This is a genomic window from Flavobacterium humidisoli (assembly GCF_023272795.1).
Classification (GTDB): domain Bacteria; phylum Bacteroidota; class Bacteroidia; order Flavobacteriales; family Flavobacteriaceae; genus Flavobacterium; species Flavobacterium humidisoli.
Genome location: NZ_CP096829.1, coordinates 4,117,743 through 4,144,254, shown reverse-complemented (window position 1 = coordinate 4,144,254; position 26,512 = coordinate 4,117,743). Strand labels below are relative to the sequence as shown.

24 protein-coding genes are annotated in these 26,512 nt (G+C 32.0%); 10 read left to right on the top strand and 14 right to left on the bottom strand.

Features of this window, described 5'->3' with window-relative positions:
- Positions 1-15: 15 nt before the first annotated feature.
- Positions 16-1,632 carry a M56 family metallopeptidase gene (locus tag M0M44_RS17915; protein WP_248726912.1) on the bottom strand — a complete coding sequence of 539 codons (1,617 nt, stop codon included), beginning with the start codon at positions 1,630-1,632 and terminating at the stop codon, positions 16-18.
- A 7-nt stretch (positions 1,633-1,639) separates the two neighbouring features.
- Positions 1,640-2,008 carry a BlaI/MecI/CopY family transcriptional regulator gene (locus M0M44_RS17910; protein ID WP_248726911.1) on the bottom strand — a complete coding sequence of 123 codons (369 nt, stop codon included), beginning with the start codon at positions 2,006-2,008 and terminating at the stop codon, positions 1,640-1,642.
- A 400-nt stretch (positions 2,009-2,408) separates the two neighbouring features.
- On the opposite strand from M0M44_RS17910, the gene M0M44_RS17905 reads away from it, so the two are divergent.
- The 3 genes from M0M44_RS17905 (at position 2,409) to M0M44_RS17895 (ending at position 5,944) form a co-directional block, all read left to right on the top strand.
- Positions 2,409-3,644, top strand: coding sequence for a hypothetical protein (locus M0M44_RS17905; RefSeq protein WP_248726910.1), 1,236 nt, complete (start codon positions 2,409-2,411; stop codon positions 3,642-3,644).
- Between the two features lie 14 nt (positions 3,645-3,658).
- Positions 3,659-4,252 (top strand): YopX family protein, encoded by a 594-nt coding sequence (locus tag M0M44_RS17900; protein ID WP_248726909.1) that lies wholly within the window; start codon positions 3,659-3,661, stop codon positions 4,250-4,252.
- Between the two features lie 1,269 nt (positions 4,253-5,521).
- Positions 5,522-5,944 (top strand): hypothetical protein, encoded by a 423-nt coding sequence (locus M0M44_RS17895; RefSeq protein ID WP_248726908.1) that lies wholly within the window; start codon positions 5,522-5,524, stop codon positions 5,942-5,944.
- A gap of 118 nt (positions 5,945-6,062) precedes the next feature.
- On the opposite strand, the gene M0M44_RS17890 is transcribed toward M0M44_RS17895, so the two are convergent.
- Positions 6,063-7,280 carry an MDR family MFS transporter gene (locus M0M44_RS17890; protein ID WP_248726907.1) on the bottom strand — a complete coding sequence of 406 codons (1,218 nt, stop codon included), beginning with the start codon at positions 7,278-7,280 and terminating at the stop codon, positions 6,063-6,065.
- Positions 7,281-7,379: 99 nt separating this feature from the next.
- Here M0M44_RS17890 and M0M44_RS17885 point away from each other — a divergent pair, with 99 nt between their 5' ends.
- The 7 genes from M0M44_RS17885 (at position 7,380) to M0M44_RS17855 (ending at position 12,337) form a co-directional block, all read left to right on the top strand.
- Positions 7,380-7,979: a DUF1684 domain-containing protein gene (locus M0M44_RS17885; RefSeq protein WP_248726906.1), complete on the top strand. Its 600-nt coding sequence runs from the start codon at positions 7,380-7,382 to the stop codon at positions 7,977-7,979.
- Positions 7,979-8,626 (top strand): TatD family hydrolase, encoded by a 648-nt coding sequence (locus M0M44_RS17880; RefSeq protein WP_248726905.1) that lies wholly within the window; start codon positions 7,979-7,981, stop codon positions 8,624-8,626. The genes M0M44_RS17885 and M0M44_RS17880 overlap by 1 nt, the downstream gene beginning before the upstream one ends.
- Before the next feature lie 147 nt (positions 8,627-8,773).
- Positions 8,774-9,487: a tRNA threonylcarbamoyladenosine dehydratase gene (locus tag M0M44_RS17875; RefSeq protein WP_248726904.1), complete on the top strand. Its 714-nt coding sequence runs from the start codon at positions 8,774-8,776 to the stop codon at positions 9,485-9,487.
- 185 nt (positions 9,488-9,672) lie between these two features.
- A complete protein-coding gene (locus tag M0M44_RS17870; protein WP_248726903.1) occupies positions 9,673-10,335 on the top strand; it encodes an HAD family hydrolase in 663 nt (220 codons plus the stop codon).
- A 69-nt stretch (positions 10,336-10,404) separates the two neighbouring features.
- Positions 10,405-11,247, top strand: a complete 843-nt coding sequence (locus tag M0M44_RS17865; RefSeq protein ID WP_248726902.1) for a DUF2911 domain-containing protein — start codon at positions 10,405-10,407, stop codon at positions 11,245-11,247.
- Between the two features lie 152 nt (positions 11,248-11,399).
- Complete coding sequence (locus M0M44_RS17860) at positions 11,400-11,921, top strand: TetR/AcrR family transcriptional regulator (protein ID WP_248726901.1); 522 nt, start codon at positions 11,400-11,402, stop codon at positions 11,919-11,921.
- A gap of 5 nt (positions 11,922-11,926) precedes the next feature.
- The gene (locus M0M44_RS17855) at positions 11,927-12,337 is read left to right on the top strand and encodes a nuclear transport factor 2 family protein (protein ID WP_248726900.1); all 411 of its coding nucleotides are present in this window, start codon (positions 11,927-11,929) and stop codon (positions 12,335-12,337) included.
- Positions 12,338-12,342: 5 nt separating this feature from the next.
- Here M0M44_RS17855 and M0M44_RS17850 read toward each other — a convergent pair whose 3' ends face one another.
- The 11 genes from M0M44_RS17850 to M0M44_RS17800 all read right to left on the bottom strand — a co-directional run bounded on the left by M0M44_RS17850 (position 12,343) and on the right by M0M44_RS17800 (position 26,477).
- On the bottom strand, positions 12,343-12,972 hold the full coding sequence (locus M0M44_RS17850; RefSeq protein WP_248726899.1) for an MCP four helix bundle domain-containing protein: 630 nt from the start codon (positions 12,970-12,972) through the stop codon (positions 12,343-12,345).
- Positions 12,973-12,997: 25 nt separating this feature from the next.
- Positions 12,998-13,600 (bottom strand): hypothetical protein, encoded by a 603-nt coding sequence (locus M0M44_RS17845; protein WP_248726898.1) that lies wholly within the window; start codon positions 13,598-13,600, stop codon positions 12,998-13,000.
- A 623-nt stretch (positions 13,601-14,223) separates the two neighbouring features.
- A complete protein-coding gene (locus M0M44_RS17840) occupies positions 14,224-15,948 on the bottom strand; it encodes a sodium:solute symporter family protein (RefSeq protein ID WP_248726897.1) in 1,725 nt (574 codons plus the stop codon).
- A 113-nt stretch (positions 15,949-16,061) separates the two neighbouring features.
- Positions 16,062-18,593: a PIG-L family deacetylase gene (locus M0M44_RS17835; protein ID WP_248726896.1), complete on the bottom strand. Its 2,532-nt coding sequence runs from the start codon at positions 18,591-18,593 to the stop codon at positions 16,062-16,064.
- 181 nt (positions 18,594-18,774) lie between these two features.
- Positions 18,775-20,400, bottom strand: coding sequence for an LVIVD repeat-containing protein (locus M0M44_RS17830; RefSeq protein WP_248726895.1), 1,626 nt, complete (start codon positions 20,398-20,400; stop codon positions 18,775-18,777).
- A 207-nt stretch (positions 20,401-20,607) separates the two neighbouring features.
- Entirely contained in the window at positions 20,608-21,129 is a 522-nt protein-coding gene (locus M0M44_RS17825) for a hypothetical protein (RefSeq protein WP_248726894.1), read from the bottom strand.
- A 188-nt stretch (positions 21,130-21,317) separates the two neighbouring features.
- Positions 21,318-22,982 (bottom strand): hypothetical protein, encoded by a 1,665-nt coding sequence (locus tag M0M44_RS17820; protein WP_338030072.1) that lies wholly within the window; start codon positions 22,980-22,982, stop codon positions 21,318-21,320.
- 246 nt (positions 22,983-23,228) lie between these two features.
- On the bottom strand, positions 23,229-24,329 hold the full coding sequence (locus M0M44_RS17815; RefSeq protein ID WP_248726892.1) for an AI-2E family transporter: 1,101 nt from the start codon (positions 24,327-24,329) through the stop codon (positions 23,229-23,231).
- A gap of 103 nt (positions 24,330-24,432) precedes the next feature.
- Positions 24,433-24,963 (bottom strand): mechanosensitive ion channel domain-containing protein, encoded by a 531-nt coding sequence (locus M0M44_RS17810; protein WP_248726891.1) that lies wholly within the window; start codon positions 24,961-24,963, stop codon positions 24,433-24,435.
- A gap of 10 nt (positions 24,964-24,973) precedes the next feature.
- Complete coding sequence (locus M0M44_RS17805; protein ID WP_248726890.1) at positions 24,974-25,558, bottom strand: Maf-like protein; 585 nt, start codon at positions 25,556-25,558, stop codon at positions 24,974-24,976.
- Positions 25,551-26,477: a geranylgeranylglycerol-phosphate geranylgeranyltransferase gene (locus M0M44_RS17800; protein ID WP_248726889.1), complete on the bottom strand. Its 927-nt coding sequence runs from the start codon at positions 26,475-26,477 to the stop codon at positions 25,551-25,553. Before M0M44_RS17800 ends, M0M44_RS17805 begins: the two co-directional genes overlap by 8 nt.
- Positions 26,478-26,512 lie beyond the last annotated feature (35 nt).

Here is a 26,512-nt window from a genome sequence, read left to right as displayed (position 1 = left end):
TTTAAAATTACTTTTTTATTTTTTGCTTCTAATTTCGATGATACCATTTTCGCCTTTATCACCATATAAAGCTAAGGCATCTAAGCTTTTGAAAACTTTTACCGATTTAATCGTGCTAGGGGAAAGGCTGTTAATATCAAAGTCAGAAGGCATATCTTTTCCATCTAAAATTACAAGCGGAAAACCTATTTTTACATTAGTTTTTACACCATTTGCAACAGCAACAGATGTACCTTCATCAGAAGAAGTAGTAATGACCGTATTATTGTCTTTATCTACAATTACAGTAGTGCTAGAATTTGCACTACTATTACTATTAGTTTTTGTACTAGTATTAGAATTAGTGTTAACATTGGTTTCTGTATTAGTAGTTAAATTTTTGCTTACTGCTGTTTTAGAAGTTTTGCTTGTTTTTTCGTTTTCACTTACTTTTTTGCTTACAGCAACTTTTTCGTTAAAGGTTTGGATTCCAGCTTTTATGGTGCCGTTTTTGTTTGTAGTAACAACAATTCCAAAATCTTTGATCGCTTGATCTCCACTTTGCAGAGATTGAGATTTTTGCGCACCATTAATAATATCAACTTTAAGAGATGTTAGTTCATTTTTTGAGTTTCTTTTGATGTCAGAAAACTCTAGATCAATATTATAAGTTGATTTTAAATCTTTTTTAAGATCTTTAAATTCGGCATCTGTCGTTTTTTTTGTGATTTTAAAAACATTGACAGATTTAATTTCGTTCGAAACTATTTTCACATTTTCCTGCCTTTCTTTTGCAACTACTTCTACTTGAAATAAAAATACAAAAGCGGCTAGGGCAGGAATTACGGTGTAATACTTCCATGCATTGCTCTTTTTTGATTGATTTTTGTTTAACATGACGATTCGTTTTTTGATTAATGATTGATAAAAATGATTGGTGATTGCAACACAATTTTCGTGTGTTGTTATTTTTAAAAGCGTGTATTGATATGCTTTTTTGTCTGAAAGTTTCTTAGAAGCCTCGCTATCAGCAATAAACTCCAGATTTTGAGTGATTGCCTTTTTGTAAAGCCATATAATCGGGTTGAACCAGAAAATGATACTGAAGATTCTCGAAATCAATACATCAAAAGTATGATTTTGATCGCTGTGCACTTTTTCATGTTCCAAAATGCTCTCTAATTCTGATGCGGTGTAAAGTGATGAGTTGTACACAATATATTCGAAATAGGAGAAAGGCGTGATGTTTTCGTTGATATCTACGAATTTGAAATCAGCTTGTTGTTTGATTTTTTTTCCTTTTATAATAGAATTTAAACTATAAAAGTCAATTGCCAGTTTTGAAAGAAAAACAAAAAGACCAATCCCGTATAGGCCAAGAATAATATAATTCCAATTAAATTCTACCGATTCGCTGTCTGAGTTACTTATTAATGTTGTTTGGATACTTGTATCAAAATTAGGAGCAGCATCAATCCAAATTACTTTTGTGTAAGTCAATAATGGTAAAATTACTGAGACTATCAATCCAGATAAAAGAAACCATCTGTTGCTGTTAAAAAATGTTTCTTTGCGCAGTAAAAAATAGTAAGCACAATAAAACATTAGCATTAAACTGCTTGATTTGGCGATGTAAATGAAAACTGCTTCCATAAACTAATTATTTTTTTTCGTTTTTATTTTCGATCATTAATAAAATTTCACGCAATTCATCTGCTGAAATTTTTTCTTCTTTCGCAAAAAAGGAAACCATACTTTTATAAGAACTATTGAAGTAATTATCGATTGCAGTTTTCATAAATCCTTTTCTGTAATCTTCAATTGCTACAATTGGAAAGTATTGATGGGTGTTTCCAAAAGCATTATGTCCAACATATCCTTTTTCTTCCAGATTACGCACAATAGTTGATAGTGTATTGTAATGTGGCTGATCTTCTGTTATTTCGGCTTGGATTTCTTTTACAAAAGCTTTTTTCAGCTTCCATAAAATCATCATAATTTCTTCTTCTTTGTTTGTTAACTTCTGCATCTTCTCTAATTTTAATTCAAACCTACAACTATTTTTTTAGTTACACAACTATAAAAATAGTTATTTAACTAAAAATTAAGTTTGGTTTTAATTTTGAACGCAGAAATGCTATTCAAATTTAATAGTAATAAATTGAATTTTAATGATTTAAGAGCGTTAAAAGTTTTTTTTTAAAGAAGTCTTCTCGTTGGTCAAATTGTTCTTGATTCAAATTTAGCATCACGTTTCAACAATCATTCAAAGTATTTATATTTAACATTGTAGTAAAAGTTTTAATACAAATAAATTATTATTAGTATTTTATTTGTTAAAATAAATTTAATTGTTTTATATTCGCAAGTAATAAATGTAAGATATTTATTAAATAAAAGAATTTATTAACCAATCAATGTAAATGAGTATGCATAAATTTATTAAGTATTCCGTTTGTTTTTTTATTGCACTATTATTTTTATCATGCAATAATGAAGAATTAGTAAAGAATCAGGAAAATGCAAAAACCGTTAAGACTGATTTAGAATTAGCGAAATTTTCAAATTCCAATATTGCACAAAATGTGGAAGCAGATTTTGAAAATGTAAACGTAATTGAAAAAGACAATTTTAAAATTTCAGAATTTTCAGCAAAAGAAAAAGTTGTAAACACTTTTGAATCTGACGTTCTGCAAAGCCATTTGAAATATCAAGGTGTTGCAATTGAAAGTGAAGGCAAATCGCAATCTTACTTTTTAGAAGTTTTTACGCTCGTAAAAAGTGCTGTTTACCCTGAAACTATCACAAATCTAAAGGATTTTACAGGGGGATTGAATGTGTATTTCTTTAATGGGGAAAATTTAGGTTCAGTTGTCGTTAGAAATGGCAAAGCGACAAATGTTTCAGGAAAAAATAAGTTGGATATTTTAACAAAAACAATAAATTTGTTTTATGCTCCATCCGATATTACAAGTAAGATACCTCTATGCACCGAGACATATACACAAACGGTATGGCTAACTCAAGACGTTTGGCGAATAATTAGCAATGGCCCAAAGATTTTAGAGGTTATTTATGTAGGTGAAAAGGTGACTAAAACCACTAATACCTTGCCTTATCCTTGTGAGAGTTCAGGAGATGTAGAAGCTATAAGATTACAGCGAATTGCACATATTGCAAATTATGACCAAAATGGGAACTATCTTGGAGAGATTTCTGAGGAAGACTATCCGCCTAGCTGTCATAGTTTTAATTTTATAGCGAAGCTAGATGCAAATTGGCAAGAAGCTCTTGTTAAAAATATACGATTTAAAATAGTTTTATTAAATGAAAGGGGAGTTGAAATTGTTCACGCTATCAGTTGTCCACAAGCTGTATCTTTTGGTGCACCTATTGTTAATAGATTTAATACTACTTATTCGGCTGGCGTTGCGGCAGATGTAGCGGCTAAAGCTGTTAAAGAATCAATGCAAAATGTCGTTGACAAGTATGGAAGAACACGAGTTTCGGACTTAGTTCTTGACCAATATTTTAAAGAAAGGTTGATTCATAACTATCAATATTATCAGGATGGTGGTAGAGTGCAATTTAACTCAACTTCAAGCACTCCTGCTACTGAATATAAAACAACTTTGTTATGGAGCGATGATTGTATCCTAGATTAGTAGATTTAAATTATATGATTAATAAAGTTTTAAAAAATTTAGCATATTTATTGTATCCTAGAAATCTTTCCTTTGATAAGGAAAATAGCAGGTATATTGCCAGTGATGAGTATTTAAGGTTAAATCAGATAATTGGAAAATTTGATTCTGAAATTAAAGAAATTTTTTCAAAAGATATTTTAAAAGAATTTGAAAATGATTACACCTTAAAAAATTTTACGGACAACACTTTATTTAATTGGGGCGATAGATGTATGACATTTAATGTAACGCTTATTGAAGATGGTGAAATGTATACAATTTCATTATTAATAAGTGTAATTGTACCCTATTATGCGATTAAATGTCAAAAGAATATGATTGAGCTTTTTTTTTCAGAATCGAGAATTTCTGAATTGCAGGAAGCTAATTTGGAGAGGCGAAAATTAAAAGAAATTATATTTGAAATAGAATCTATTATCGAGAAAAAACTTCTTTATAGTAAATTTCCTAAAGAATTGTATAACTTTGTTATAGAAGATGTCAGTTTCCAGGAAGCGGACTTTGGCTATTTTAAGATGTTCAACGCTTTTTTTAATAATTTAATAATGACAGAAAATGAGGAATAAATTTTTAGTGTTCTTAACAATTGGTATTGTACTTTTTGTTTTTTTTTACTTCTCTGATTACTATTTTAACTTAAATATTGGTGATACATATTATGTTGTAAATTATTTTTACCCAATACTTATTCTTTTGATAATTGGAAGTGTTGTCTACTTTTATAAACGAACGAAAGAAAAGATAGGATAATTTATTGTTCAAAAATTGAAACCTCGAAAATGCTTTCGAGGTTTTTTATTTTAATCTAAGTTTGGTTGCTTCTGTGAATAGTTTAGTGCATTCCTCAATGCTATTATCTTCACCATAAATTTTGCAGGTCACACGTTGGTGGATAAGTCGGTATTTGACTCGATAATCTTATTAAGCTTGCCAGTAACATAAAGCGCTAACTTCAGTTAATAATATTCGGCGTCACTTAGCGCTTTATCGCTAAATGCTTTGAAAATGCTTGTTTTTTGTCAGAATTTAAAATGCTAACAGTTTTTTATAAATCTTCTCGTTGGTTTCAAAAGATTTATATTTGCGATTGTAGTAAAACTTCTTATGTAGATGCTTTTTAATATTTTAATTGTTAAATTAAATTTAATTATTTTATATTCGCAACTATGAATTGTAAGATATTTATTAATTAAAGAATTTGTCAACCAGCCAATGTAAATGAATATGCACAAGTGTATTAAGTCTTCAGTTTGTTTCTCTATTGCACTTTTTCTTTTGTTGTGTAATAAATAACTCTTCTGATTTTGCATCTGCAGTGTTAAATATTGCTTAGGTATTTCTACATCAGGTTTAATTGATACTTCAGATACTGTCGCTGCCATATTATTTTCTCGTCCAAATTATATTATTAAACAGCTAATGCACCTAACACAAATAGAACATGTCAATAAATTTAAAAGTTGCAAGATTCATCGCAATGTTTTCTTTTCTATTAATCTTCGGGCTTCAAGAGAATGGGGTTCCAACTATTGCTCTACTACTGATTTATTTCTACCAATTTTTGCACGACCTTTTTAGTAGCATGATTTTTCGAATATTTTGGGAAGGGTTATCAATTATTCCTGTATTTTTTCTGCTTATTTTGTTTTTAATAAGTAGGAATTATAAAGTTCTCTTGGGCTGTTTTGTAGTGTTATTGGTTTTTCTGGTTTACCTTACAGGATTAAGAATTAATTACCAGAACATACACATTGCTTTTTTACTTCCTTTAATCGTGTTTTTAATATCATCGGTTTACGTCATAACAATGGTAAAGAACAACAACCTGATATTGATTGAATAATGTAATAAAAGAAGATATGAAAATTGCTATACTTTTTATTTTGTCATTATTTCCTTGCTTTGTAGGAGCGCAGGAAAAAGTAAAAGACACACTATTCTTTTCGTATGATACCCAATATATTATTACGTTTACCGAAATTCCCAATCATTTTTACATAAAAGATGGTAGTGGCGGTAATGTAGGGGATTTTTTCTTTACTGGAGTTCAAAAGATAAAGAATTACAAGACTAAAAAAAGAGAAATTAATCTTAAAGAATATATTAGGAGTTCTAAATTTTATGACGAAAACAGAAGGTTAAAATTAAGAGATTATGAACTTGCTGATTACCTTGAAGATTACGTTATTTTTTTAGTCAAAACTGAAAACGGTAAAAAAAGCTATATACAAGTTGAAGCAAGTTTTGAAATTGAATAATTTAAAAATTAAACAAAAATAGTATTAAAACTGAGAGTCGTATAGAATTGTACGACTCTCTTTTGTTTTAAATTAAGAAATGTCTGCTTTTGTCAGAATCTAAAAAGTTAAAAGTTTTTTAAGAAATTTTTTCGTTGGTCAAAGCATTCTTAATCCAGATACAGCATCCTGTTGCAACAACTCCAATGCAGGCCATAAAAAGCCAGTTAATTTGATAGCCGAATCGAGTAATAATTTCAAATCCAAGCTTAGAACTAATAATATGAGCAAGACTAAAACTCATGGTATAAAGTGCCATGTATCGGCCTTCCTGTCCGCGAGGTGCTCGGCTTAAAGCAAAAGCGTTAGAAAAGGGGAAAGTAAGAACTTCTCCAATCGAAATGCAAATCATGCTCACAACCAAAATTCCGGCCCAGAAATTAACTAAAAGCAAAAAGAAACTGCTGGCCATAACAAACGATCCAATGATGATAATTCTAATCTTAGGAAAAGCTTTTCGTTCTAGAAATCCAACGGTTGGCATTTCTAGAGTAAAGATTAAAAGTCCATTTAAGGTCATTAATAAGCCGGTTTGGAATTCGCTTAAGCTAAATTTTTCATTATGATATAAAGGTAGTGTTGTAAATAACTGGAAGAAAATCATTGCTGTAATGAAGCTTACAAACAAGAAAACCCAGAAAATTTTATCGTGAAAAACCGATTTTACATCAGTAGCACTTTCCGTTTTATCATCATGAGTTGCTTTTTTCTTCTCTTTTACCAATAAGGCAAAAATTGAAATCGAAATAATACAAGAAGCTCCATCAACCCAAAACAAACCTGAATATCCCATTCCCATAATAATCAAACCTCCAAGCGCAGGTCCCGCGGCAAAGCCAAGATTTACAGCAAGACGCACCAGCGTAAGTGCACGAGTACGGTTTTCTGGTTTGGCATAAGCACCTAGAGACACAAACATTGCAGGACGAAACATATCTGCAATCGTCATAAGAACGAACATTGCGGCACAAAGGGCCCAGAAAGTGGTTATATATTGGACAAAAAATAGCGAAACGCCACTAGTGAATAAGCTAAAAATCATGATTTTATAGAACCCGATTTTATCCGATAATTTACCGCCAAGCCAAGAACCTAGCATAGATCCAAGACCAAAAGCCACCATAATCCATCCGACTTGGTTATAGGTAAAATGAAGATCTTCCTTTAAATATTTGGATAAAAAAGGAAGAACCATTGTTCCAGCGCGATTAATAAAAGTGATGATAGCAAGAATCCAAACTTCTCTGGTAAAACCTCGAAAGTTGTTAATGTAATGAGTTAAGGCAGTTTTAAGCATTTTGTTTGATAAATTATCGTCACAAAGTTAGGAAACTTTGTCTCGTTAAGTGGTTGCTGTTTTGTTACTTTTGAACTATTTTTGCAGAAAATTTCTAAGATGAAAACTATAAACGCCCTTGCTTTATTGTTGGTATTTAATTTTGGCTTTGCACAAAAAAAGTTCAACAAGAGCGATGTTCTAAAATTTCAAAAGAAGATTAATACGAAATTTGCTGATCCTAAGACGAGTCCGTTGATGGCTGAAGATTTGAAAACTTTTAAAAGCTTAGAATTTTTTCCTATTTCAGAAACGTATTTTGTAACTGCTACTTTGGAAAAAGCAAAAGGGGGAAAAGTTTTTGAAATGAAAACTTCAGGAAATTATACTCCAAAGTATATTAAATACGGAACTTTAAACTTTAAAATAAATGGAAAAGCTTTTAAGCTTGCCGTTTACCAAAGTTTAGATCTTATTGTTCAAGAAAAATATAAAAATCATCTTTTCTTGCCTTTTTCGGATTTAACAAGTGGAAAACAAAGCTACATTGGAGGCCGTTATATTGATTTAGAAATTCCGAAAGGAAACACAATAGCAATCGATTTTAATCAAGCTTATAATCCGTACTGCGCTTACAATTACAAGTATTCTTGTCCGCTTGTACCACAGGAAAATGATCTCAAAATTGAAATTAAAGCTGGAGTAAAAGCGTTTCATTAATGGAATATTTTAATTTTCATACGCATCAATTTACCAATCAATCTAATATTATAGAATTGGTGAATCAGTATCCAAAAGATTTTGATGCTGCGATTTCGTTTTATTCTATAGGGATTCATCCTTGGTACATTGACGAAAATCGAATTGATGAAGATTTGAGAATTATTGAAGAAAAACTGCAAACTCCAAACTGTTTGGCAATAGGCGAATGCGGTTTAGATAAGAGAATTGAAGTTCCATTTGATTTGCAGATTTCAGTTTTTGAAAAACAATTGGAATTAGCAGAAAAATTCAAGAAACCTGTAGTAATTCATTGTGTTGCTGCTTTTCAGGAAGTAATGGCAATCAAGAAAAAAATGAAGATAGAAGTTCCAATGATTATTCACGGTTTTTCAAAGAATAATCAACTGGCAGAGCAATTAATTGCAGCTGGATTCTATCTTTCGTTTGGAAAATATTTATTGAAAAATCCAGATTTAAAAACGGTTTTTCAAAATATTCCAAATGATCGTTTTTTCTTGGAAACCGATACAATAGAAGAATCGATTCAGCAAGTTTATGAATTAGCTTCTGAATATAAAGGGTTAAATTTAAAAGAATTACAAGAACTTATTTTAAGTAATTATAAAAGGTTGTTTAAAGAATAAAAGTAAGTAGAATTTGTTTTCAAAGTTTGTCTCCCTGAGCTCAGTCGAAGGGCGTTCCAATGCGGAAAGGGCTTCGACTTCGTTCCAGATGACAACTAAAAAACTTGAAACATTAAACTTGAAACAAAAAAATAAAAAAGAGAATATATGGCAGAATGGACAGAAAGAGCAGAGCTTTTGTTTACCAAAGAAGGATTAGAAAATTTACAAAAATCTAATGTTTTAGTCGTTGGGCTAGGAGGAGTTGGATCTTTTGCAGCTGAATTTTTAGCAAGAGCAGGAGTGGGTAACATGACAATTGTAGACGGAGATGTTGTAGATATTACGAATATTAACCGTCAATTACCAGCTTTGCATTCGACAGTTGGTCAGCCAAAAATTAAAATTGTAGGCGATCGTTTGATGGATATTAATCCAGAATTAAATTTAACTCGTGTTCAGGAATTTCTTTCGCCAGAACGTGCTTTTGAGATTGTTTCTCCAGAATTTGATTATGTTTTAGATTGTATTGACAGTATTACTCCAAAATTAAATCTAATTATTGCTGCAAAACGCAAAAGAGTAAAAATCATAAGCAGCATGGGAGCGGGAGGAAAAATGTTGGCTTCTAAAGTAAAAGTGGCAGATATTTCAAAAACGATTAACTGCTATTTCTCCAAAACAGTCCGTAAGCGTTTAAAAGAAGTGAAAATCAATAAACTAAAAGTGGTTTTCTCTTCTGAAATTCAAGATGAAAAAAGCTTAAAATTAACTGACGGTAAAAACTTTAAAAAATCATTCTACGGAACAAACAGCTATATGCCAGGATTATTTGGCTTGCACGCTGCCGAAACGGTGATTAGATATTTGCTTAAAAGGTAAGGCTCTAAGATGCTAAGATTCTAAGTTGCTAAGTTTTTTGTTAGCTGAAACATTTGAATCTTAACTTCTTGAATTTATAAATAGAACTTAAAACAACTTTGTCAAAGTTTAAAACCTTGACAAAGTTAAATACAAAAGAGAAACCTTAGAATCTTAGTATCTCAGAATCTCAGAAACTTAAAAAAATGATTAAAACAGTAATTTTTGATATGGATGGCGTAATCGTTGACACGGAGCCGGTTCATCGTTATGCCTATTATTTACAATTCTCAGAATTAAATATCGAAGTTCCAGAAGAAATGTACACCACGTTTACTGGATTTTCGACTCGAAATACATTTCAAACCTTAAAAAGTTATTTTCCAACTGTACAACAGGAAGTGGAGGATTTGATTCAGCGAAAAAGAACTATTTTTAATGAAGCTTTTGATACTAAGGAAGATTTGCATCTTTTGGATGGTGTCGAAAATTTGATTAAAGATTTGTACAACAGTGGAATGCAATTAATTTTAGCTTCTTCGGCTTCAAAAGTAACTATTGATCGTGTTTTTACTAGATTCAATCTGCATCAGTATTTTACCCATATTGTGAGCGGAGAAGATTTTCCTCAATCAAAACCAAATCCAGCGATATTTATTCATGCAGCTTCTCTTTCTGTTGCACCAAAAGAAGAATGCGTTATTATTGAAGATAGTACAAATGGAATAAAAGCGGCAAAAGGTGCTGGAATTTATTGTATAGGATACAATAGCGAACATTCTCATCTTCAAGATTTATCTGAAGCTGATTTAGTTATAGAACATTTTAATGAATTGAATGCTGAAAAAATATCACAGTTAAAGGACTGAATTATATAAAATTTAACATTTGTTCCCTAATTGAATTTGTAAATTTGGATAAAAATAAAACTTAAAATAATGAAGAAACTACTTATTGCTTTAGCCCTGATCTTAGCACCGTTAGCATCAGAAGCGCAAGTAAAAACTCCGCAGGCGAGTCCAAAGGGATATATCAAACAAACTGTTGGTTTAACCGATGTTGAAGTTACGTATTCAAGACCAGGGGCAAGAGGAAGAGCTGTGTTCGGAAATTTAGTTCCGTTTGGAAAATTATGGAGAACTGGAGCAAATGAAAATACAATTATTAATTTTAGCGATGACGTGATAATCGACGGAAAAACGCTAAAAAAAGGAAAATATGCGATTTATACAGTTCCTAGAATCGAAAGCTGGGATATCATTTTCTATCTTTCTACTGATAACTGGGGATTGCCAGAAAACTGGAGCGATTCGTACGTAGCTTTAAAAACTACAGTTAAAGAAGATGCATTGCCAACTCCAGTTGAAACCTTTACAATAGGAATCAACGGATTAGATCCTAATTTTGGATATTTAGATATCGCTTGGGAAAATTCTCATGTAGCTTTAAAATTTGAAGTTCCAACAGCTAAAATTGCTGTGGCAAGTATTGATAAAGCTTTGGCAGGACCAACTTGGAATGATTATTTTGCGGCGTCTCAATATTTATTCCAATCAAACGGAAATATCGAAACTGCTAGAAATTACGTAGACAAAGCGCTTGATATGAGTACGGATAAACCATATTATGTGACAAGATTAAAATCACAGATTCAGGCAAAACAAGGTGATAAAAAAGGAGCAATCGAAACTGCAAAAGCTTCTTTGGCATCTGCAGAAGCAGCAAACAATGCCGATTACGTAAAATTGAACAAAGACAGTATTGCTGAGTGGAGCAGATAACAATTCTTTCGAATTAGTAAATTCCAATCTTTAAAATATCAAAATCCAAAACTTATGAGTTTTGGATTTTTTTTGTCTTTAAAATAAAATAGACAGACCTGTCTGTTTGTTTGTAAAAATGTTTTATATTTGCAAATATAAATCACGATGCTATGTTGCCAAAAGAAAGAATATTAGAAAAAACATTTACTTTATTTCACACACAAGGGTATAATGCGACGGGCATCAATCAAATTATTGAAGAGGCAAAAGTTGCAAAGGCAAGTTTTTATCAGCATTTTAAATCTAAGGAAGATTTGTGCGTGGCCTTTTTAAATCAGCGTCATTTCTTTTGGTTTGAAGAATTGCAAAAGTTTACATCCAAAGAAGAGGATAGGAAACTGAAAATTTTAGCTTCTTTTGATTTCTTAATGTATATGAATAAAAAGGAAAATTTTAGAGGCTGCAGTTTTCTAAATATTCTATCAGAAATTCAATCAGATAATATTAAAATTTTAGACGTAATTCAAAATCATAAAGCTGATTTACGGGTCTATTTTACTGAAATTTTAGATGATACTCTTTTATCAGATCACGTGTATCTGCTTTTTGAGAGTTGCATTATAGAAAGTCAACTTTTTAAATCAAATCAACTTATTGAGCAAACCAAGAAAATTATTAAAACTTTAATCTAATTATTATGGAACAGAAATTGCCATTGCCACCTTTCTCGTATGAAACAGCAATAGAGAAAATTCAACTAGCAGAAGATGCTTGGAACAGTCAGGATCCAGAAAGAGTTTCAAAAGCCTATACTATTGACAGTGAGTGGAGGAACAGAAATCAATTTGTAAACGGAAGAGAGGAAATTGTAAAGTTCTTAACGCAAAAATGGAAAAGGGAGAAAAATTATAAACTTAAAAAAGAATATTGGGCGCATACCGAAAATAGAATTGCAGTTCGATTTGAGTATGAATATCAAGATCTTGAAGGAAACTGGTTTAGAGCCTACGGAAATGAGAACTGGGAGTTTGATTCAAATGGTTTGATGCAAAAACGTTTTGCAAGTATAAATGATCTTTCCATAAAAGAAGAAGAAAGAAAACTATAAGAAATTTAATTCATAGAGGGCGGTTCAGGAATTTTTACCGTCCTTTTTATTTTCTTTATAATTAATAAATAAAAAGTAATGCCTCCTAGAACAATCAGCAATGCGATTTGAAGTTGGCCAAGTACATTGTTCCTACTGTACATAGCATTTGCTGCAGCCAGTTTTGCTTTTCCTTCCTCAATCTGAATTTGCGAAAGTGATTCGAGAGTTTTTAATGCTTGCGCACTCGAACTGGCTATTTTATTCCAATCCTTATTTTCAACCTGTTTGTTGATTTCTTTGCATGAAAGTAAAAAGGCATCAAAGTACAGTTTTTCTTTATTTGTTAAAACCGTTTTAGCATACAAATCATCAATATTATGAATAATGTCTAAGGTTTGAATAATTTCATCTTTCTTGATATTATCGCTTAAATCTAGTTTTTCAGCTTCAGCTTTTATAAAATTAAGTTCTTTAGAATATTGAAAAATGTAATGAGCCACAACCAATCGGTCTTTGTAAATAGCATTGATATTATCGTTTACGTTTTTTGAATTTCGCAACGTATTAAAGTTACCAAGCAGAATGATAAGCATTACAACTAGTAATATAAAAGCAGCTTTGGTTTTATTACTGTATTTCCTTTGGTCTTTCATAAAGCTTTTTTTAGATAACAAGAATTTAATCAATCATTTTATTTTCAACGAGTTCAATGTTTTTGATAGCAGCCAACGGAGTGATTTTTACTTTTTTATCTCCTTTGACAAAATAAAAGTAGTACAAACTATTGTTTCCGATAACAAAAACGTTTTTAGATTCACCTTCGTTAAAATCCATTTGATAGCTGTAATCCAATTTGTTTTCTTTTAGTTTTTTCTTAGTAAAATAACCTCCTGCCATTCCATAACCAAGAAAAAAAGACAGCAGAAAAATTACAAGTGATTTTATAGCAATGCCATTATAATAGCTTTTAGTTTCTTCCGGAGATAATGCATCAGTTGATTTTAGTTCAAAAGATTTTTTTACGAAGGCCAAATCTTTATTCTTTGCCAAAAAAGAAGGAAGATAATAATGCATCAAAAAAAGTATAATGATGGCTCCAAGAATAATTGGGTTTGAGGTAAATTCAGCTATTGGACTAATTAAAACGTCCATTATGGTAGAATACCTTAAGATATTAATTCCGAATTGATAATAATAAATACTGTCTTTTAGTATTCCCATTACAATCAAAAAGAGATAGCCAAATGGCAATAGCTTTTCTAAATCGTCTGAAATCTTCATTTTTTCAGCGTAAAATTGGTTAGTTTTAGGTCAGTTTTACAACTTACTAAAATAGTCTTTTTTACTTACAATAAATGAAGAATTGTATTGGAACGAAATGGTTTTTCTATTTTATAAATTTAATGAAGGAAACAAAAAAGTCTTTCAATGAAAATAAAAAATTATCGTGCAATTTAAATTTCTCTCCTTCGACATAATCTAAAGGGAAATTTGGACCTTTTATTCCAAAAGGACCAGAACCATTTCTGTTATAATAATACTCGTCCTTATTATCGGTATATCTTCCAGCACATAATAGATTAAAGGTTGTACTTTTTTTACTTGATTTTAAAACGCTAATATCAATCCAAACTGGAACTTTATTTTTTCGATATAGCAAATCAACAACTTCGGTATCAGTTAAATCTAGCTTTATTGTTCCTTGATCTTCTGGGTATAGATCAAACGGTGTTAAGCTAGGATCATCCGTACTTACACTAAGAATTACATTGTATTTAAAATCTGTCTCTAATTTATCTTTGACATATCGTTCAGCAAATTTTAAAGCTATTATACTTGCTCCATGTAAATGAAATAAAAATTCTTATTTTGTCATTTTATCAAAGTATAGAATTTCTAAAAGTCTAATCTAAAACTAACTCATTATCATCCGATTTTCCTTTAAAGAACAAAAACTGAAGTAGAAGCGCCAATACAATAGTCAAAATAGCTCCAATAAAGTTAAGCCATAAATAACCCAGTTTTTCCTGTCTGTAAATCATAAAATAAAAAATGAAGAAAATTGTAATCTGACTTATTATGGCGCTAATAAACATTGGTTTTGCCTGAACTCTTTTCGTGTAAAAGGCGACAAGGAATATTCCGAGAACTGTGCCGTAGAAAATAGAACCAATAATGTTTACAAGCTGAATTAAGTTTTCGAATAAAGTTCCAACACAGGCAAAAAGTATCGCTACAATTCCCCAGAAAAGAGTAAAGAACTTAGTGACATGCAAGTAATGTTTCTCTGATTTTTCTTCTTTTTGATTTCTCTTATAAATGTCAATTGCCGTTGTAGAAGCCAGTGCTGTTAGTCCAGAAGCGGTTGATGACATTGCTGCCGAAAGAATAACCGCCAATAATAATCCAATAAGGCCTTTTGGCAAATAATGCAGAATAAAATGAAAGAATACATAATCTTTGTCATTGGTTTCTGAATTGCTGTCGGCTCTCGAAATAATTTCTTTTGCTTTATCGCGAAGATCTTTTTCTTTATTAGATAAAGCGACTAATTCTTTACGCAAGATCGGATTATCATAATCCTGATTCAGCTGATCAATATATAATAAATTGATAACTTTTTTATCTTCAGAAAGCTTAACTAGCTTTTCTTCCAAAACATGATATTCTTGTTTGTAGGCCGACTTTTCAATTGCAATTTTATTATTTGGATTAAAATTTAAAGGAACGGGATTGAATTGGAAAAATACAAAAACCATAACTCCTGTTAAAAGAATAAAGAACTGCATTGGTACTTTTAGAAGCCCATTCATGATTAATCCCATTTGACTTTCGCGTACTGATTTCCCCGATAAATAACGTCCCACTTGAGATTGATCTGTACCAAAATAGGCGAGTGCTAAAAAGAAACCGCCGGTAATACCGCTCCAAAAAGTATATTTTTCTTCAGGATTAAAAGAAAAGTCAACAATATTCATTTTATCATTTGCGCCCGCAATATGCAGTGCGCTATTAAAAGTCATATCGTTTGGAAGATAATGCAGAATCAAGAAAAACGTGATAAACATTCCCGACATAATGACAAACATCTGCTGTTTTTGCGTAACGTTTACCGCCTTTGTTCCTCCAGAAAAGGTATATATGATTACTAAAACTCCGATAATGATATTCATTACAGTTAGATTCCAGCCTAAAAGGGCAGATAAGATAATGGCTGGAGCATATATAGTTAAACCAGTTCCTAGACCTCTTTGTACTAAAAACAAGATTGCAGCAAGCGAACGGGTTTTTACATCAAATCTTTTTTCTAAAAATTCGTAAGCTGTATAAACTTTGCTTTTATGATATAGCGGAATAAAAGTCAAACAAATAACAATCATTGCAATTGGCAAGCCAAAATAGAATTGCACAAACCCCATTCCGTCGTGATAAGCTTGTCCTGGAGTCGATAAAAATGTAATTGCACTCGCTTGTGTCGCCATTACAGAAAGACCTACAGTATACCAAGGTGTTTCGTTGTTTCCTAAAATGAAATCTTCTACGTTTTTACTTCCTCGGGTTTTCCAAGAGCCGTATCCAACAATAAATAAAAGTGTAACAATAAGTACGATCCAGTCAAATAGCTGCATAGGTTATGAGTATAATTGCATGATTAAGAAAAAGATAGCAATGTAGATTGCATTAGCTACTAAAACATAAGTGTAGCTTTTTTTCCATTTTTTTGTTTTTTTAGCTTCCATATTTATTGCTTTAAATCTTGTTTAGGAGCTTCAATAGGCTGTTTTAGAGATATAATATTCGATAGTAATCGATATGCTCCAGAAACACCTTCTGGTAATTCTCTAAAGAAACTCAAACCAGTGTAAATGTAATATCCTTTTCCGTAAGGTGCGACAAGAAGAGCTCCATCTTTGGCAGATTCTCCTTTGTCATGTGATGAAATAATAGGAGTAAAGGCAGGATCATATTCGTTTGGATAATATAAGCCTTGTTCTTGTGTCCATCCTTGAAAATCTTTTTCAGATATTTTATTAGGCGTATTTAAAACAGGATGATTTGGTGCTAAAAATGTAATTTTAGCATTTTCTTCTGTTACACGATCGTTTGATAATTTCAACGGATAAGGAGCAATTTTATCCGTCACTAATTTTCCGTTTGTATTGTATTGAACGATCATGTTTTTACCGCTTTTTACAAAATTAAAAAGTATATTTTGCTTATTTGCCAATGCATTTACGGTATTGTAAGCACGAATTCCGGTAATTACAGTACTGAAAGAGTCTAATTTTTCTGGCGTAATTTCTTCGGGTTTTAAGATCGAAACTTTATATCCCATCTGAGTCAAACTCTCAGGAACTTCGTCTCCAGCTCCCATAATATAAGCGATAGCGTCTCCAGAAATTTTCAAATCTATTCTAATGCATTTTGATTCAGCTGGTTTTAAAACCATTTGTTTGGTAATATGGCTGAAATCAATAATAGTTTGGTCTTTGTCAAAGCGTTTTTTGTCTACAATTGCGACGCTTTTTGCAGTCACTTCCTCTGGATTTACTGGAGGCGTTACTTCAAAATAGAAGATTTGCTCGTTGCCTTTTTTATCTAAAACAAACGGAATTTCTTTTGGAGAAACAGACCAGCTTTTAGGTAGTTCTAATTGCAGATTTCCTTTTATATCATCTTTTCCAGCGCGAACTTTTACTGGAACCATTTTGCTTTTAGTATTCCCAAAAATTAAAACTTTTTCTAAAATTGAAGTTGTAACTTCCGGAACGATATCAAGAAAATTGTACATTTCGCCTTTTACACCATCATTGTACTTGTACACTACAGTGCGTTCAAACGGAATTTCCACATCATTGATTTTAATGTTAAATACCACTTTTGTATCTCTAATAATATCAGGTGTGCCAATAATTTCTTGATTAGAAACGGTATACATTCCAACTGTTGCTTTTTCTTTTAGCCAATACGGCTGAGTGTATTCTATATTGTTTGGAAGCTGCAGCTGCAGATTCATTTTCTGATCGTTATTATTCTTCAATACCACATTTTGGACTGTGGTTTGATTGTCTGGAAGTGTAGTCACGCTAATTAATTGCATCCCGACTGAACATCTATTAATAGCTTCAAGAGTTAATTTTATTGTACTTCCTGGAGTTGCTTCTTGTTCATTGGCAACAGCTTCAAGATATAAACCAGAACAAGATGCTATAATGTTTTTTATAGCAGCAAGTTTAATCTCTTTCCAATGTGTATCGTCTAAAGTTTGAATCATCGCATACGCTTTGACTAAATCTGGAATACTTGCAGAAGGATGGCTAAAATCGTAATTTGAAATGATTGAAGAAATTAAATCTCCAACTGGTTTTCCGTTTTTAACACGGTTCCAGCTTGTATCTATACCATCAAATAAATTATCACGTTCTTTTGGGGTTTCACCATTAATTAGTTCTAAATATTCGGTTTCTTCACCGCGAACACCAGTACTTCCAAAACCTTGTGACTGATGACGGCTTCGACTTAAAGCCGCTATTTCCTGATTCGATTTTCCAATTCCTGTGTAGTAAACGCCTGTTTCTAGCTTCGTAAATTTAGATTTATTGGCAGCATCAAATTTTTCTTGGCTTCCGTAGAACCACCAAGAAGGATTGAAGAATTGGCGTTTTACTTGCCAAGGAGAAACATATTTTAATTGTTCCGGATAAATTTTAGGATCGTTCGTTAATTTGAAACTTTCAACACTCAACATTGCAGAAGAGGTGTGATGTCCATGTGTTGTACCAGGAGAACGATGATCAAATCTATTAATAATAATGTCTGGCTGAAATTTTCTAATGGTCCAAACTACATCAGCAAGTACTTTGTCTTTGTCCCAAATATCTAAAGTTTCTGATGGATTTTTTGAAAAACCAAAATCGTTTGCTCTCGAAAAGAATTGCTCGCCACCATCTATTTTTCGAGCTTCAATTAATTCTTGAGTTCTAATAACGCCAAGTAATTCACGCAATTGTGGACCAATTAGGTTTTGTCCGCCATCTCCACGAGTAAGTGATAAATAGCCTGTTCTGGCATTCATTTCATTGGCTAAATACGAAATCATTCTAGTGTTTTCGTCATCAGGATGCGCGGCAACATACAATACAGAACCTAAAAAGTTTAGTTTTTTGATTTGATTGTAAATTTCAACTGAATTTGGTTTTTGTGGCTGCTGTGCAAATGAAATTTGAAAACCTATAAAAAATAGAATAAAGATTTGAATCTGTATTTTTCGCATATTCTGGTTAATTGTTTTTTTTTGAAAGTGCATCAAAAATACTAATTATTTTACGGAACAGTATTTAAACGAAATGTTAATGATTAATTATTTGATCGTCATTTTAAGAAATACAATAAAAAAAGCTGTCAGAATTAATCTGACAGCTTCTTAAAAATATATATTTGATGCCGTTTACTGCTTATTTCAATTTGTTTTCTGTATCAACGTAATTTCCTGTAATAGTTACGCCAGTACCTTTTGTAACTTTTCCATAAATAGTGATAGAAGAAGTATTGCCAATGAAATTGATTTTAGCGCCACTGTTCAATCTTAAATCTCCCCAAATTACAACAGATCCTTCAACTTGTAATGTGGCATTGTTATTTATAATTAATTCTGTTGGAGTCGATTGCTGGTATTTACCTTGAGATAAACTTCCTCTCATGTTAAAAGTACCACCGCTATTTAGTGTTAAGTTGCTAAGAACAGCAATAGAACCACAATGTGTTAAAACAGCACCAGAATTAATGATTGCCGAATTTATAGCTGTTGCTCCTTGGTATGATTTTATGTCATTAGAATTTAAAATCAAATCTCTTCCTTGATTGTACAAACCATAAGTTAAACAACTCGCAAAAGTAGTATTTGGTTTTTCCATTTTAATGATTTTCAAACCACCAGTTCCGCTAGCTACATAAATGTAATCTCCACTTGATTTTACATAATTTGAAGAACCTGCAATTCCAACCGAACCTAATAAATTAAGCTGTGTTGCAGATTGATACACATTCAGTCCTAATGCTCCGTTAGCAACAAAAGCATAGCCATCATTAAAAGAAACGGCATTTGTCACATTGTCTTCACCTGAAGTTGCGATTCCGATAGTTTGTAATTTTGATCCACTGTTTATGTCGTATACGCCAAGACCGTTTGAACCTTCAGAAACGAAAAGTTTTGTTCCGTCGATATCCATTGTTCTTTTTGCTCCACTAACGTCTACAGAAGTTGTAAAGCTCTTTTGCAAGGCAAGAGTCGATTGATTGTAAATGTTAACTCCTTTAGTTCCGCTTAAAGTAACAACTTTATCACTTGTTAAAGCAATAGAACGCAAATCGGCCATTGCGGCTTTTCCTGCAATTACTTTTGTCGAACTATTTACTTTAAACAAACTTCCGTTGTCTCCCGTTACAGCAAAATAATTAGAAGCGTTAGCAGCTACGTCTGTTGTAACTCTACTTTCTAAATAGTTTGTTTTCAACTTATCTGTAAGCAACCCTGAACTTAACTCCATATTAAACACAATTGCTGGATTCCCTGCTAGTTGAGTGTCTTTGTCTACATCTTTAGCAGCTCCAATAATTAAATTTGATCCTGAAAAAGTCAGAGATGTAATATCAGTACTTGGAATTAGGGCAGAAGTTACCAATTTTGGCTTGTACGGATCTGAAACATCAATTACGTCAATAGCTCCAGAATAAGCATCGCCTCTCATAATATAAGAAACATATGCATAATTTCCGTTTACAGTAACGTGACTGGCTTGTAACGTTCTTCCGTTTGCATCAACTGGCGGTTTTACCTCGGCAATTTGAACGAGAGGAAAAGAAGTGTTGGTAGTCTCTGCAGATTTTCCTGTCAAAGCACCATTTTCGATCGAAATTACCCCAGAATTAGTTAAGTCAAGTCTTTGGTTTAATGTAGATTGATCTGAGGTAATGGTAATGTTATTTGACGATTGTCCATCGTTTTTGTTGTCATTATTATCGTCACAACCTATTAACAGTGACATTGCTAAAAATGAAAGCAAATAAACATTCTTTTTCATAAATTTCTTTTTTTGGATTTTAAAATTCGGCGCAAATATATATTATAAATATATTACAGATCAGCTTTTTAACTGAAACTTACTGTAATACAGTTAATTATATTGAATATACAAAATTTTAACAAAAGATCCCATTAAACAAATCATAAAAAAAGAGAGTATCGTTTTTTTGATACTCTCTTGTATTGATTGCTAATAATTTAGCATTTATCTTCTACCGTGTCCATGTCCACGATCGTGATCATCATGATCATGTCTGTCATGGTGTTTATCATGTTTATCGTGTTTGTCGTAATGTTTGTAATCTTTACGATCGTAGTGGCGACGCTCACTGTATCCATATACAGGTCTTGGTTTGTATGGCCTTTGTGGAGCTCCATGGTATCCTTTGTAATATTTCACTCTATGACGGTCAAAATAAGTATAAGGAGTTCTACCGTGATAATCTGTCAAAACTACTTTGTAACCTCCATACAAATCATAGTTTCTATATTGTCTAGGCAAGTATGTTGCTCTTACCCATTTTCCTCCTCCGAAATAGATAAATTGAGCAGCACGAACATCGTAGTAAGCCTCAACATCTGGAAGATAGTAATATTCCATTTCTGTATATCCTACTGGTCCCCAAGCTGGTGGAGCACCAATATTTACGTTCACCGATACTTGGGCTTGTGTGGCGTTTGCAACCATTAGAAATAATCCGGCGATTGCTAATTTTATCGTTTTCATCTTTTTTTAATTTTATAATGTTAATCTTGAATAGGGATATTCATATACTGTGCCAAAAAATAAAAGAAGATGTATTTTGTCGAGTAAAAATGCATTTCAACGAGTAGAAAAAACGATTGAAAATGGTTAATTTGTTGATTTTTAAAGATTTTCATTGCTTTTGGAATTCTTCAAAAAGAGCAAAAAAATTATTTGTAATTGACAACTCTAGGCTTTGCAAGTTCAAAACTTTGAAGCCCGTAATCGGTAGTTTCAAAAGTATTTGTTTTGAAAACATTATCGCCTTGCTGTGGAATACTTGGATAATAAGATAACGAAAGCTGGAATGAACTGAAAACCAAGTAGTCATTACTAATTAATAATCCTACGGTAAGTTTGGAATAGGGTTTACTCTTTGTCATTGCCATTTCAGGACTCCCTAATACCGCAATGGAATAATTGAAAAATGGGTTTAAACGAAATCCAAGTAAAGAATGCGGAGAATACGTTTGTGTTTGCAATGATAAAACAGCTTTGCTGGTTCCGTACAAATAACTGTTAAATCCTGGAATTCCGTTTTGTTCATTTATATTCAGTTCATCTCCAATTATATCATCGCGATTTATTCCAATTACAACTTTCGGATTCACGAATTGTCTAATTTTCCAATTTCCGATGCTAAATAATTTCGTAAAATAATTGGATTCAAACAGAAAGGAAGTCTGATAGGTTTTAGATTGATGAAAAAAAGTTCCTGCTTCAAAATTCATACTTAAAAATCCTAAACGGTAATAATTTCCAAAAGAGAATTGAGCACCGACATAAGGCCTCCAAAAGGTATTTTTATATTGATATCCAAAAGTTACACCGTATATTCTTCCTATAGGGACGTCTTCAGTTTGTCCGTTTCTAAAAATATAGCTGTCCTTTATAAATTTTCGTGTATTGAGACCAATTCCGCTCAGAATTAGCTTTTCAGAAGAATAAAAATGATTCGGATCATAAAGCTCAGATGGAGACTCACTGTAATTGACATTCAAAAAACGAGCAGTAGTAACAAGGTTTGTTATAGCTTTATTATTGTCTTCAAATACTTTAAAAGCACGCCCCGCCCAAACATCTTGCGATGTGTATTTTTTGGGCTGATAAGCAAATGTAGAATCTGGAGCCTGAAGGGTATCTTTTCTAAAACTTTCATCCATGTAAAATCCACCTGCCCATTTGGTTAGGGGAGAGTAGAAGTCTCGTTCTATATCTATACTTTTAATATAGTTATTATCTAAATCCATTTTGTAATGGAGAACAGTTCCAATATACGTATTCTTAATATTCGGAACAGTATACGTTACTTCATTGGCATTTTGACCGTCATCAAAACGGTTGGTAAAACGATATTCAAGCTGCTGTCCACTTCCAAAAAAATCTTTTTCTTTAAAACCTACCGAAACTTGATTGCTCGAAATAGAAAACCTCGGAATTGTACTCCAGGAATCTAAAACACGAATGGTAACATCTACAGAATCTGAAGCTTGACCAACCGTCTGATTGGAAATTCTAACTGCTGTAACATATCGCTGCGCACGAATCAAACGTTCAGACTCTAGCACTTTATAAGTGTCGTAACGAGTATTTCTCTTAAAAAGCAACAAATTGTAAATGGCTATTTTTTTTGTTTTTAAGTGCAGTCTGTTACCCATTCTTTCTCCCCAATTTTTAGGAGTTAGAGTAGTATCGGCAACAGAATGCCCAAAAGGATCCAGAGTAATAATATTTATTTTTCGAATAATTTTTCCGTCATAATTTGTGGAATCAATAGGAACAAGCAATTCGTCTTTTTTCTTCGACTTTTTAGATCTAAAGAATAATTTATGCATGGTCTGCGTAAATTTATTTTTTTTAGAATAATTTCTAATCTTAGTGTAGATTTCCGTAGTGTCTTTCTCTTTTTTCGGCTCTTTTTTATTTTCATTTACCTGCGCATACCCGCTCTGTAAACAAAAGCACAGCAAAATAAAAAACAGTATTTTTTTGTTTAAAGACATTCGGTAATTTTCTTCTAATAATTTTAAGTTTTATGAATTTAAGGAATAAATAGATGCTATGCTAGCATAACGTTATTTTTAATTGTCTGTTGTAATTTTTCTTTTTCTCCAAGCAAATTTCCGTGGAACATGATTTCCCATAAGGTAGCCCCAAGGAGAAAGCGAATCAATTCGATCAAAAATAATTTTCAAAATAGCCAAAAGAGGAATGGCTAAAAACATTCCGGCAATTCCAGCAGCGGCACCTCCAACAATAATTCCCATAATAGAAACAAAAGCGTTTATTTCTACTTTAGAATTAATAATTAATGGCACAAGAAGATTATTATCAATAAACTGAACAATAATGTTTACAATCAGGATTCCGAGGATTACTGAAATTTCTCCAGATCCTGTTAACGATGCCAGAACGGTAATAATTCCAGCAATAAAAATTCCGATATAAGGAATTAAGTTTAAAATTCCTGTAATCAATCCGAGAAGGACAAAGTATTTCACGCCAATTATCCATAAACCTAAACTCGTCAATACCGAAACAACAATCATTTCAATAATCAAACTGACAATGTAATTGTTGATCGAAACTTTGATCTGAGATAAAATATCCTGCAAAATACCATGATTTTCCTGTTTGATTAATTTGGCAAAAAACAATTTGAAATGTTCTTTATAAATCAAAAACAAAAAAGTATAGATGATCATAATGGTACTGTCCAAAAGAACATCACTTATCGAAATTATAAACGAACCTAGCTTGGCCTGACCCGTTTTGACCGAATCTTTTGTAACAGAATCCAGATATTTTTTCTGTTCTCCAATACTTACCTGAAAATTTTCTCTAATGAATTTATGAATTTCGACAATAAAGGAGTTTGCATTTTTCTTTATAGTTTCAAAATCATTTGCCATATAAGTGACTTGGTAGGAGATAAAAACTAAAATTCCGACCACAATGGAAATAAAAATAGCAAGACAAACTATAGCAGCCAGATGTCTCGGAAACTTAAGTTTGGTTTTTAGAAAATTAAAAATCGGAAGGAGTAAAACGGCAAATAAGAATGCCATTAAAATGGGCGTAAGAATATCTTTTCCGATGCAAAAAATGAATGCAAAACAAATTAAAGTAACGAGAATAAAAGAAAGTTTTGCATAAAAGGGTAATGTTATGGGCCGAGTCATTTTTTATTTTATTTAGCTGAATTTATAAAACAAATATTACACTTTATTTGCCTTTTTACGTTCTAGCTTTTTGGGCGCCCGTTATAAAATTCCCATTATGTTTTTAGTCAAAAAACTCCCTTTCCTCATATTTTGCAGGAATAATAGAAATTCCCTTTTGAAGTAGCAAATTGTTAGGGAAAATAATTTTTTCTCCTTCTTTTGTTTTTAAGCTTACATGAAAAGTATTAATGTCTTCGATTTCAGCTTCAATTGGAAAATCCTTATCATGAATTTTAATCGTATCTCCAATTCTAAAAGGAAAGGAGAAGAATAAAATCATTCCAGAAGTAATATTGCTTAAAATAGACCATTGGGCAAACATGGCAACACCAATTACAGTTGCAATAGAAGAAATTGTGATAAAAATATCTTCCGTCTGAACTCCCCAAATTATAATTAAAGTGGTTACAACAAGTATATTCATTAAAATATTAATATACTTGATAACGAGATTGGTGCGGTGTTCAAATAATTGGCTTGTATAGGCAAAACGCCTTATTAATTTGGCAATTACCATACGCAATACAATCAAAATCCCAATAAGAATGATTGTTGCGATTATTTCTCGGCTATATTCTTTAAAAGAAAACATAAATATTTTTTTACACTAATGTAGTCAAAAATTCGTAAACTTTGGCTGTCGGAAGCCCCATTACGTTGGTATAAGAGCCTTCTACTTTTGCAACTGCCATAAAACCAAACCATTCCTGGATGCCATAAGCACCAGCTTTATCGTAAGGTTTGTAGTTTTCTATATAATATAAAATAGCTTCGTCAGACAAATCGTTGAAGGTTACTTTTGTAATATCATGCAAAAGAGTAGAGGAGTCTGCCGTTTTAAAACAAACTGAAGTAATTACTTCATGCGTTGCATTAGACATCGATTTAATCATAGCAAAAGCTTCTTCAGCACTTTTAGGCTTTCCTAAAGCATTATTCTGGTGCCAAACAATAGTATCGCTTGTAACCAAGATTTCATTTTCTTTCAATTCTCCTTCAAAAGCGTTGGCTTTCAATTCGGCTAGATAATCGGTAATCTCTACCGCTTTCAATTCTGGCGGATAAATTTCTTCGACGTCCTTTAAACGAATTTCAAAATCAAGATCTAAATCCTTAAAAAACTGTTGTCTGCGAGGAGAACCCGAAGCTAAAATGATTTTATATTTTTTTAGTTTTTCTTTAAGCATTGTATTTGATGTTTAAGGCAATAACCAAGATTGATAGGATTCCGAAGAATAAAATAAGTTTTAAGATGTTGCTTAAATGATGGAAATCTTTTTGAGATTTTGCACTGAATATTTTTATTATAAAATAAAGCAAAGGCGCTAAAACAGTAGCAAAAGCATAAAAAACCGCAATGTAAAGCTTGTTTTGCATGAAATAAGTATTGCAATAAAGTCCACACATTATAAACGCAACAATGGCAAAGCCTAAAGCGATTTTCGCTGCTCTGTTAACTCCTATTGCAACAGGTAAAGTATTCATTCCCATATTGTAATCGCCATTTACATCTTCGATATCTTTTACAATTTCACGAATAAAATTAATCATAAAAGCAAATAGAGCATAGTCTATCAGAATAGAAAAAAGACTTGCCATTTGAGCTTGATTTTCGCTTGTAGTGGCAGGAAAAAGATCAAAAACCCCAATAATTAATACGCTTGTCGCTAAGAGCAATGCTACTACGAAATTGCCTAAAATCATAATTTGTTTTAAACTCGTCGCATAAAAATATAAAAGCGAAGCAATTAAAATAAAAAGTGATGCAAAGGTCGGCCTCATAATAATATTCGACAATATAAAACCAATTGCAACGCCAGTAATGTTTAAACCTATATAAATGTTATAAGCGGCAGTTTCTGTAATTCCTTTTCCAACTACAACATTGTTTGGTTTGTTGATACTATCCGTTCCTACATCGTAAATATTATTGATGACATAACCTGCAGCGGCTAATAGAACAGTGCTTAAAACCAGCAATCCATATTGCCAGTCGGCTAATGCCAGAGGAACTTGCTGTTGTTTTAAAAAGGCATAACGAAAAAGCAGCTGCATAAAAGCAAGCATTAAAAGGTTTTTATAACGAATAAGTTTTAGGAATTTCATATTCTAAGGTTCTGAGAGGCTAAGATTCTAAGGTA

Excerpts from the sequence above, each read along its gene's own strand:
- M0M44_RS17915 (WP_248726912.1), bottom strand. The coding sequence starts at position 1,632 with ATGGAAGCAGTTTTCATTTACATCGCCAAATCAAGCAGTTTAATGCTA.
- M0M44_RS17910 (WP_248726911.1), bottom strand. The coding sequence starts at position 2,008 with ATGCAGAAGTTAACAAACAAAGAAGAAGAAATTATGATGATTTTATGG.
- M0M44_RS17905 (WP_248726910.1), top strand. The coding sequence starts at position 2,409 with ATGCATAAATTTATTAAGTATTCCGTTTGTTTTTTTATTGCACTATTA.
- M0M44_RS17900 (WP_248726909.1), top strand. The coding sequence starts at position 3,659 with ATGATTAATAAAGTTTTAAAAAATTTAGCATATTTATTGTATCCTAGA.
- M0M44_RS17890 (WP_248726907.1), bottom strand. The coding sequence starts at position 7,280 with ATGCTTAAAACTGCCTTAACTCATTACATTAACAACTTTCGAGGTTTT.
- M0M44_RS17885 (WP_248726906.1), top strand. The coding sequence starts at position 7,380 with ATGAAAACTATAAACGCCCTTGCTTTATTGTTGGTATTTAATTTTGGC.
- M0M44_RS17880 (WP_248726905.1), top strand. The coding sequence starts at position 7,979 with ATGGAATATTTTAATTTTCATACGCATCAATTTACCAATCAATCTAAT.
- M0M44_RS17875 (WP_248726904.1), top strand. The coding sequence starts at position 8,774 with ATGGCAGAATGGACAGAAAGAGCAGAGCTTTTGTTTACCAAAGAAGGA.
- M0M44_RS17870 (WP_248726903.1), top strand. The coding sequence starts at position 9,673 with ATGATTAAAACAGTAATTTTTGATATGGATGGCGTAATCGTTGACACG.
- M0M44_RS17865 (WP_248726902.1), top strand. The coding sequence starts at position 10,405 with ATGAAGAAACTACTTATTGCTTTAGCCCTGATCTTAGCACCGTTAGCA.
- M0M44_RS17860 (WP_248726901.1), top strand. The coding sequence starts at position 11,400 with ATGTTGCCAAAAGAAAGAATATTAGAAAAAACATTTACTTTATTTCAC.
- M0M44_RS17855 (WP_248726900.1), top strand. The coding sequence starts at position 11,927 with ATGGAACAGAAATTGCCATTGCCACCTTTCTCGTATGAAACAGCAATA.
- M0M44_RS17850 (WP_248726899.1), bottom strand. The coding sequence starts at position 12,972 with ATGAAAGACCAAAGGAAATACAGTAATAAAACCAAAGCTGCTTTTATA.
- M0M44_RS17845 (WP_248726898.1), bottom strand. The coding sequence starts at position 13,600 with ATGAAGATTTCAGACGATTTAGAAAAGCTATTGCCATTTGGCTATCTC.
- M0M44_RS17840 (WP_248726897.1), bottom strand. The coding sequence starts at position 15,948 with ATGCAGCTATTTGACTGGATCGTACTTATTGTTACACTTTTATTTATT.
- M0M44_RS17835 (WP_248726896.1), bottom strand. The coding sequence starts at position 18,593 with ATGCGAAAAATACAGATTCAAATCTTTATTCTATTTTTTATAGGTTTT.
- M0M44_RS17830 (WP_248726895.1), bottom strand. The coding sequence starts at position 20,400 with ATGAAAAAGAATGTTTATTTGCTTTCATTTTTAGCAATGTCACTGTTA.
- M0M44_RS17825 (WP_248726894.1), bottom strand. The coding sequence starts at position 21,129 with ATGAAAACGATAAAATTAGCAATCGCCGGATTATTTCTAATGGTTGCA.
- M0M44_RS17820 (WP_338030072.1), bottom strand. The coding sequence starts at position 22,982 with ATGCATAAATTATTCTTTAGATCTAAAAAGTCGAAGAAAAAAGACGAA.
- M0M44_RS17815 (WP_248726892.1), bottom strand. The coding sequence starts at position 24,329 with ATGACTCGGCCCATAACATTACCCTTTTATGCAAAACTTTCTTTTATT.
- M0M44_RS17810 (WP_248726891.1), bottom strand. The coding sequence starts at position 24,963 with ATGTTTTCTTTTAAAGAATATAGCCGAGAAATAATCGCAACAATCATT.
- M0M44_RS17805 (WP_248726890.1), bottom strand. The coding sequence starts at position 25,558 with ATGCTTAAAGAAAAACTAAAAAAATATAAAATCATTTTAGCTTCGGGT.
- M0M44_RS17800 (WP_248726889.1), bottom strand. The coding sequence starts at position 26,477 with ATGAAATTCCTAAAACTTATTCGTTATAAAAACCTTTTAATGCTTGCT.